Below are 7,352 nucleotides of genomic sequence, written 5' to 3'. Positions count from 1 at the left end.
ACAGCGCCGATGGTACTGCACCCGGGAGGGTGTGGGAGAGTAGGTCACCGCCGGACATACATTAGGTCGAGGCCCCAACCACCAGGTTGGGGCCTCCCGCATTTAACGCCCCCTCCCGTGGGGACCCTCTCTCACTTAACGCGCACTTCCGGCGGACCCTCTCTCACTTAACGCGCACTTCCGGCGGACCCTCTCTCACTTAACGCGCCCTCCCGGCGGGACCTTCTCTCACTTAACGCGCCCTCCCGGCGGGACCTTCTCTCACTTAACGCGCCCCCGGGGCCCTGCCGCACTGCCCGGCCGGCCCGCCGTCGACCACCAGCGCCAAACTGCAAGAGCATCCCAGGAAACCCCGCATCAACCGAGAGAGCATCGCCGAAAAACCCGCATCAACTGAGAGAGCGTGTGAATCTTGCCACGATGCCGGCGCCTGGGCTTTTACCGTACTGCCCGGTTGGGCGACTCCACTAGAATTGATGAAGATGTACGGACTTCGAAGCGCTTGATTTCGGGTTGCGTAGGAAACGAAACACGGATACGAGCGGCTGCAGTTGCGCCAGTGGTCGGCTCACAACAGGAGGAATCCACATGGCTGAGCACAACGGCGGCAACCGCGGCGGAAATGACCGAGGCGCGTTCCGCGGCAACAACAACTCAGGCGGCGATCCGCGTGGATTCCGTTCCCGCAGCAGCCGCGACAACAGCGATTCCGGCCCTGCCTCAGGCGGCGGCGAGCGTAAGCCGTTTGGGGACCGTGACAAGAAGCCTTTTGGTGACCGTCCGCGCCGTGACGGCGAGGGTGAGCGTAAGTCTTTCGGTGCTGGAGAGCGTAAGCCCTTCGCTTCGGGTGAGCGTAAGCCGTTTGGGGACCGTGACCGGAAGCCGTTCGGGGACCGTGACAAGAAGCCCTTTGGTGACCGTCCGCGCCGTGACGGCGAGGGTGAGCGTAAGCCCTTCGGTGCTGGTGAGCGTAAGCCGTTCGGAGACCGCGACCGCAAGCCTTACGGGGACCGTGAGAACCGGTCCTTTGGTGACCGTCCGCGCCGTGACGGCGAGGGTGAGCGTAAGCCCTTCGGTGCTGGTGACCGTAAGCCGTTCGGCGATCGTGACCGGAAGCCGTTCGGGGACCGTGACAAGAAGCCTTTTGGTGACCGTCCCCGCCGTGACGGCGAGGGCGACCGTCGCAGCTTCGGCGGGGGAGAGAACCGGAAGCCTTTCGGTGAACGGACCGAACGGCCCGATCGGGGCGAACGCGCCGGCCGCGGCGACCGCCAGGACCGAGCACCCCGAAGTTTCGATCGGGGCTCCAGCCGGGAAGGTGCCGGACCCCGCAACTTTGGGCGGGACCGCCAGGAAGACCGTCCCGTCCGCGTGCCCAACGCCCGGGACCTCCGGAGCGCCAACCGCCCGGACCGGGAACGTTCTCCCGAAATCGACGAGGACGTCACTGGCAAGGAACTGGACCGCGCAACCCAGCACCAGATCAAGACCCTGGAAGCAAAAAGTGCTGAGTGGGTGGCCCGCCACCTGGTCATGGCCGGCAGGCTGATCGATGAAGAGCCGGAACTCGCGTTCCAGCACGCCCTGGCTGCCAGCCGGCGTGGGGGCCGGCTCGCCGCCGTCCGCGAAGCCGTCGGACTGACGGCGTACGCAGCCGGCCACTACGGCGAGGCCCTGCGCGAATTCCGCACCTACCGCCGCATCAGCGGCTCCAACGTCCACCTTCCGGTCATGGCCGACTGCGAACGAGGGTTGGGGCGCCCGGACCGTGCACTGGACGTGGCCCGGTCCGAGGAAGCCCAGGACCTGGACGCTCCCGGCAAAGTCGAACTCGCTATCGTTGCCGCAGGTGCCCGGACCGACCTCGGACAGCTGGACGCTGCCGTAGCCGAACTGGAAATCCCGCAACTGGACATCAACCGGGCCTTCTCCTACAGCCCCCGGCTTTTCCGTGCCTACGCCGACGCCCTCGCCGGCGTAGGCCGCGAAGCTGAAGCCGAGAAATGGCGGAAGCAGGCCGTTGTGGCCGAGAACGCACTGGGCCAGGGCGTGGACGAGGAACCGGACATCATCGACCTCGGCTGGGATGAAGAAGAAGAGGCCAGGGAAGAAGCCGAACGCCGCCGCCTGCTGGAGCGCGCGTCCCAGGCATCGGAAACCGCCACAAGCGCCGTATCCTCTACCGATGCCGCCTCAGCCGCCGGTGCAGCTGGAGCCGACTTCGCTGCCGAGTCCGCTGAACAGCAGGACACCGCCATCGAGGACCAGGAGAGTGACTACTTCGCCTCCGACGACGCCGAGTCCGACGAAGACTCGGTGGAGCCGGACGAGCTGGAAACCTCCGGGGAGGCCGCAGATGGAGCCGAACCCGGACGTGACGGCGAACCCGATCTGGAAGACCAGGCCGGGGACCAGCAGGACCGCCGGGAAGACTGACGCATGAGTGCCGTTCCCCTGATTTCCCTGTTCGACGCCCTCCTGGCAGATCTGGACGGCGTGGTCTATGCCGGACCGCACGCCATCCCCGGTGCGGTTGAGTCCCTGAAGCAGCTCTCCGGCCTTGGAGTGGGGCTGGGCTACGTGACCAACAACGCGTCACGGTCACCAGCGCAGGTGGCTGCCCACCTCCGGGAACTCGGGGCGCCCGCCGAGGACCATCAGGTGGTCAGTTCCTCCCAGGCCGCTGCAGACCTGCTCGCCTCCCTGCTGGCTCCGGGCTCCAGGGTACTCATCACCGGCAGTCCGGCGCTGGCCGCGGAGATCGAACTCGTGGGGCTCGTGCCGGTGTACGGCCAGGACGAGGAGCCGGTTGCGGTGGTCCAGGGATTCAACCCCGAGATCGGGTGGAAGGACCTGGCCGAAGCCACTTACGTGGTGAACGCGGGCGCCCTGTGGGTGGCCACCAACACGGACATGTCCATACCGCAGGCCCGCGGCATCGCTCCGGGAAACGGCACGCTGGTGCAGGCCGTGGCAGCCGCAACAGGCCAAACCCCGCGCGTGGCCGGCAAGCCCGAAGCGCCGCTCTTCCACTCCGCCGCCAAGCGGCTTGGCGCGGAACGCCCCCTGGTGGTGGGAGACCGCCTGGACACCGACATCCTGGGCGGAAACAACGCAGGCTTCGCCACGGTGGCGGTACTGACCGGCGTCGACACCCGGCAAACCATCCTGGCTGCCCGTGCCGCCGAACGCCCGGACTACATCATCAGCTCCCTTGGGGACCTGCACCGGGTGTACCCGGAGGTCACACACGACGACGGCACCTACGCCTGCGGCGAGGCCACGGCCCGGGTGGCCAACGGTGCGGTGGGCATCATCGGCAGCCAGGACAACCTTGATTCCTGGCGGGCCGCGTGTGCAGCCTGGTGGGCAGCCACCCCGGACGCCGCCGCACCCCAGGCGCCTGAACTCGTCTGGCTGGATCACTAGACTGGTGGAATGACTGAGCTGACCGAACCCCTCCCCGCAGCAGCCCAGCCTTCCCCGGACTGGCCTGGAACCGGCGGTGCAGGTGTCACGGACCCGGTAGTGGCGCAGGCCCTGGCACGGCTTGAAGCCTTGCCGCAGGTTCCGGTGGCGGAGCACGAGACCGTTTACAGCGAACTTCACGATGAACTGCTGGCCGCGCTGAACAGCGGACCCGCCGACAGCGACCCCGCCAACAGTGAGCATGGAAGCACTGATCCGACGGACGGCGCTGCCTGATGCCGGTGCGCCTAGACCAGGCGTTGGTGGCCCGTGGCCTTGCCCGGTCCCGCACCCACGCGGCCGCCCTGATCGCCGAGGGCAAGGTCAGTTCCGCCGGGCAGGTGCTCGCCAAGGCGTCCCTCCAGGTTGATGAGGGCCGGGACCTTGCCGTTCAGCATGATGAACAGGACGCCTACGCCAGCCGGGCAGGACACAAGCTGGCCGGTGCCCTTGACGCCTTCCCCGAGGTCTCGGCAGCGGGGAAAAGGTGCCTCGACGCCGGAGCCTCCACGGGCGGCTTCACGGACGTGCTGCTGAGGCGCGGTGCCGTGCACGTGGTGGCGGTCGACGTCGGGCATGGCCAGCTGGTGCCCCAGCTCAGGGAGGATCCCCGCGTGGAGGTCCACGAAGGACTCAACGTCCGCTACATGTCGCCCGCGGACATTGGCGGCCCCGCATCGCTTACCGTGGCTGACCTGTCCTTCATTTCCCTCACCCTGGTGGTGCAGCCGCTGGCTCTCTGCACCGAGCCCGGAGGTGACCTTGTGCTGATGGTGAAGCCGCAGTTTGAAATCGGAAAGGACCGGCTGGGACGGACCGGCGTGGTCACCTCCGAGCGGGAACGGCGGCTGGCGGTGGAGAAGGTGGCCAGGGCAGCGCTCGACGCCGGGCTTGACCTAAGGGGCCTCGCGCAGAGTCCGCTGCCGGGCCAGGACGGAAACGTTGAATACTTCCTGTGGATAAGACGCAGGATGAGCCAAGACTTGCCTAAGATCGAAGAGCGGGAGGCAGCGGCCGCTGCCTTGCTCGGACGAATCTGGCCGAACCACTAGAGAGCGGAACCTGATGAGCAGGCGTGTACTGGTCCTCGCCCATACCGGCCGCGAGGACTCACTGAAGGCCGCCTGGGAGGCGTGCGCCCTGCTGCATGCCTCGGGCATTGTGCCGGTCATGCAGGAGTCCGAACTCGGGGACATGGAGCGGTTCTTCGGACACCTGGCCCAGCCCGTGGAGATCCTCCACGACCACGTCCAGCTCCCGGACGTTGAACTTGTCATGGTCCTCGGGGGCGACGGCACCATCCTGCGCGCGGCCGAGCTTGTCCGTGAGGTGGACGTTCCGCTGCTTGGGGTGAACCTTGGCCATGTGGGCTTCCTCGCCGAAAGTGAGCGGGCGGACCTGGCCCAGACGGTGGAATGGATTGCCAGCCGTGAGTACACGGTGGAAGAGCGCATGACCATCGATGTCCAGGTCTGGGTGCGCGGCCAGAAGATCTGGCACACGTGGGCGCTGAATGAGGCCGCCATCGAGAAGGCCAACCGCGAACGCATGCTGGAGGTGGTCACCGAGGTGGATGAGCGTCCGCTGACGTCCTTCGGCTGCGACGGCATCGTGCTGGCCACGCCCACGGGTTCCACCGCGTACGGCTTTTCCGCCGGCGGCCCGGTGGTCTGGCCCGAGGTGGAGGCCCTGGTCATCGTCCCTATCAGCGCCCATGCCCTCTTCGCGAAACCCCTGGTGGTCTCGCCCCGCTCCCGGTTGGCGGTGGAAGTCCTGAACCGCACGGATGCCCTGGGCGTCCTGTGGTGTGACGGCAGGCGGTCAGTGGACCTGCCCCCGGGAGCCAGGGTGGAGGTCACGAAGTCCGCCACTCCGGTGCGGCTGGCGCGCACGCACCAGACGCCGTTTTCCGCGCGGCTGGTCCGGAAATTCCAGCTGCCCATTCACGGCTGGCGCGGCCCGGCCCCCAAGGCTGAGTCCGTTCACACCGGCCCCATCCCCATCATCCGGACGCCCCGCCCCATGCCCCCGCTCCAGGTACCGCAAGCGGGCCAGCCCGATGTCGAAACCGATCCGCCGACCGCAAAGTGAAGCCATGCTTGAAGAACTGAGAATCCGCGATCTGGGCGTCATCGCTGACGCAACGCTGCCGCTGGGGCCGGGCCTGAGCGTGGTGACCGGTGAGACGGGTGCAGGCAAGACCATGGTGGTCACCGCCGTCGGGCTCCTGCTGGGCGCCCGCTCCGACGCCGGGGCGGTGCGGAGCGGTGCCAAGAGTGCCACCGCCGAGGCCGTGCTCAAGCTCGACGCCGGCCATCCCGCCATAGCCAGGGCTTTGGAGGCGGGTGCCGAGACGGAGGAGTTCGACGGCGGCGCGGAGCTGATCCTTGCCCGTCGCCTTGGTTCCGACGGCCGCAGCCGTGCCTTCCTGGGCGGAAGGGCGGCGCCGGTGGGTGTCCTTGCCGAAATCGGCGAGACCCTGGTGGTGGTCCACGGCCAGTCGGACCAGATCCGGCTCAAGGGAGCCGCCGCCCAGCGGGGCGCCCTGGACAAGTTCGCCGGTGAATCGCTGGCCGGTCCGCTGGCCGCCTACCAGGACCTCTACAACCACTGGAAGTCCAGCCAGGCGGAGCTGGACAGCCTCCGCACTGCCGCCCGCGACAGGCTGCGTGAGGCCGAGTCCCTGGAGACCGCCCTGGCTGAGATTGATGAGGTGGATCCGCAGCCGGGGGAGGACGAGCTGCTCAAGGCCGAGGCCGTAAAGCTCGCCAACGTGGAGGAGCTCCGCATCGCAGCGAGCACCGCCCACCAGGCACTTATCGCTGAGGACTTCGGCGAAGCGGGGGACGCCACCACCCTGGTTGATTCCGCCAAGCGGACTCTTGAGCATGTGGCAGAGCACGACGCCGAGCTCGGCTCAGCGGCTGCGCGGCTGGCTGAGGTGGGCTTCCTGCTCAACGACATCGCCACGGAGCTGGCCAGCTACCAGGCCGGCCTGGACACGGAGGGGCCGGAACGGCTCGCGGAAATTGAGGACCGGCGGGCCGCCCTGGCCAAACTGGTCCGCAAATATGCACCGACCATTGACGAGGTGCTCGTCTGGGCGGAGAACGCCCGCGTCCGCTACGACGAACTGCAGGACGACTCAACCCGGATCGAAACCCTGGACGCCGAAGTGGTGAAGGCTGAGGCGGACCTGAAGAAGCAGGCCGCCGCAATCAGCAAGATCAGGGCCAAAGCCGCCAAGGACCTTTCGGCCCGGGTAAGCGCCGAGCTAAAGGCGCTGGCCATGGCCGATGCCACCCTCGTCATCACCATCGCCCCCGCCGGCCAGCTAACCCCATATGGCACGGACGAGATCAGCTTCCTGTTGCAGCCCCACTCCGGTGCGACCGCCCGGCCGTTGGGCAAGGGCGCGTCCGGCGGTGAACTCTCGCGCGTCATGCTCGCCATTGAGGTGGTGCTGGCTGCCGTGGACCCCGTTCCCACTTTCGTCTTCGACGAGGTGGACGCCGGCGTGGGCGGACGTGCCGCCGTCGAGATCGGCCGCAGGCTGGCCATGCTGGCCCGCCACGTCCAGGTGCTGGTGGTCACGCACCTTCCGCAGGTGGCCGCCTTCGCGGACCAGCACATCACGGTCACCAAAACCTCCGTCCGGGGAGCCGACGGCAAAACAGCCACGGGGTTCACCTCAAGTGATGTCCGCCTCCTTGACGGTTCCGAACGGGTCCGTGAACTGGCGCGCATGCTGGCCGGCCAGGAGGATTCGGAGTCGGCGCAGGCCCACGCCCGGGAACTGCTGGACGACGCGAAACTGCTGCCGCAGCGGGCCTGAAACCCGGCCTTGCCGGGGTGCCGGCCACCGGTCACCCCTTGCTCCCGGG

7 protein-coding genes are annotated in these 7,352 nt (G+C 67.8%); 6 read left to right on the top strand and 1 reads right to left on the bottom strand.

The window, feature by feature from the left end:
* Nucleotides 1-720: 720 nt before the first annotated feature.
* On the bottom strand, nt 721-1,527 hold the full coding sequence (locus tag ACQ3DC_RS17640) for a hypothetical protein (protein ID WP_430752837.1): 807 nt from the start codon (nt 1,525-1,527) through the stop codon (nt 721-723).
* Here ACQ3DC_RS17640 and ACQ3DC_RS17635 point away from each other — a divergent pair.
* The 6 genes from ACQ3DC_RS17635 to recN are packed head-to-tail and all read left to right on the top strand — an operon-like array spanning nt 1,516 to nt 7,303.
* On the top strand, nt 1,516-2,436 hold the full coding sequence (locus tag ACQ3DC_RS17635; RefSeq protein WP_430752836.1) for a hypothetical protein: 921 nt from the start codon (nt 1,516-1,518) through the stop codon (nt 2,434-2,436). The genes ACQ3DC_RS17640 and ACQ3DC_RS17635 overlap by 12 nt on opposite strands.
* 3 nt (nt 2,437-2,439) lie before the next feature.
* Nucleotides 2,440-3,429 carry an HAD-IIA family hydrolase gene (locus tag ACQ3DC_RS17630; protein ID WP_430752835.1) on the top strand — a complete coding sequence of 330 codons (990 nt, stop codon included), beginning with the start codon at nt 2,440-2,442 and terminating at the stop codon, nt 3,427-3,429.
* Nucleotides 3,430-3,438: 9 nt separating this feature from the next.
* On the top strand, nt 3,439-3,705 hold the full coding sequence (locus tag ACQ3DC_RS17625; RefSeq protein WP_430752834.1) for a hypothetical protein: 267 nt from the start codon (nt 3,439-3,441) through the stop codon (nt 3,703-3,705).
* Nucleotides 3,705-4,520, top strand: coding sequence for a TlyA family RNA methyltransferase (locus tag ACQ3DC_RS17620; RefSeq protein WP_430752833.1), 816 nt, complete (start codon nt 3,705-3,707; stop codon nt 4,518-4,520). Before ACQ3DC_RS17625 ends, ACQ3DC_RS17620 begins: the two co-directional genes overlap by 1 nt.
* Before the next feature lie 13 nt (nt 4,521-4,533).
* Nucleotides 4,534-5,559 (top strand): NAD kinase, encoded by a 1,026-nt coding sequence (locus tag ACQ3DC_RS17615; protein ID WP_157238544.1) that lies wholly within the window; start codon nt 4,534-4,536, stop codon nt 5,557-5,559.
* Between the two features lie 4 nt (nt 5,560-5,563).
* Nucleotides 5,564-7,303 carry a DNA repair protein RecN gene (gene recN / locus ACQ3DC_RS17610; RefSeq protein ID WP_430752832.1) on the top strand — a complete coding sequence of 580 codons (1,740 nt, stop codon included), beginning with the start codon at nt 5,564-5,566 and terminating at the stop codon, nt 7,301-7,303.
* The last annotated feature ends 49 nt before the right edge of the window (nt 7,304-7,352 follow it).

It is taken from the genome of Paenarthrobacter sp. NEAU-H11, assembly GCF_050573415.1.
GTDB lineage: Bacteria > Actinomycetota > Actinomycetes > Actinomycetales > Micrococcaceae > Arthrobacter.
Note: the sequence above shows the minus strand (reverse complement) of the source record. Positions and strands in the feature narration are given on the sequence as shown.

Coding starts and splice junctions, on each gene's coding strand:
- ACQ3DC_RS17630 (WP_430752835.1), top strand. CDS start 2,440: ATGAGTGCCGTTCCCCTGATTTCCCTGTTCGACGCCCTCCTGGCAGAT.
- ACQ3DC_RS17625 (WP_430752834.1), top strand. CDS start 3,439: ATGACTGAGCTGACCGAACCCCTCCCCGCAGCAGCCCAGCCTTCCCCG.
- ACQ3DC_RS17620 (WP_430752833.1), top strand. CDS start 3,705: ATGCCGGTGCGCCTAGACCAGGCGTTGGTGGCCCGTGGCCTTGCCCGG.
- ACQ3DC_RS17615 (WP_157238544.1), top strand. CDS start 4,534: ATGAGCAGGCGTGTACTGGTCCTCGCCCATACCGGCCGCGAGGACTCA.
- recN (WP_430752832.1), top strand. CDS start 5,564: ATGCTTGAAGAACTGAGAATCCGCGATCTGGGCGTCATCGCTGACGCA.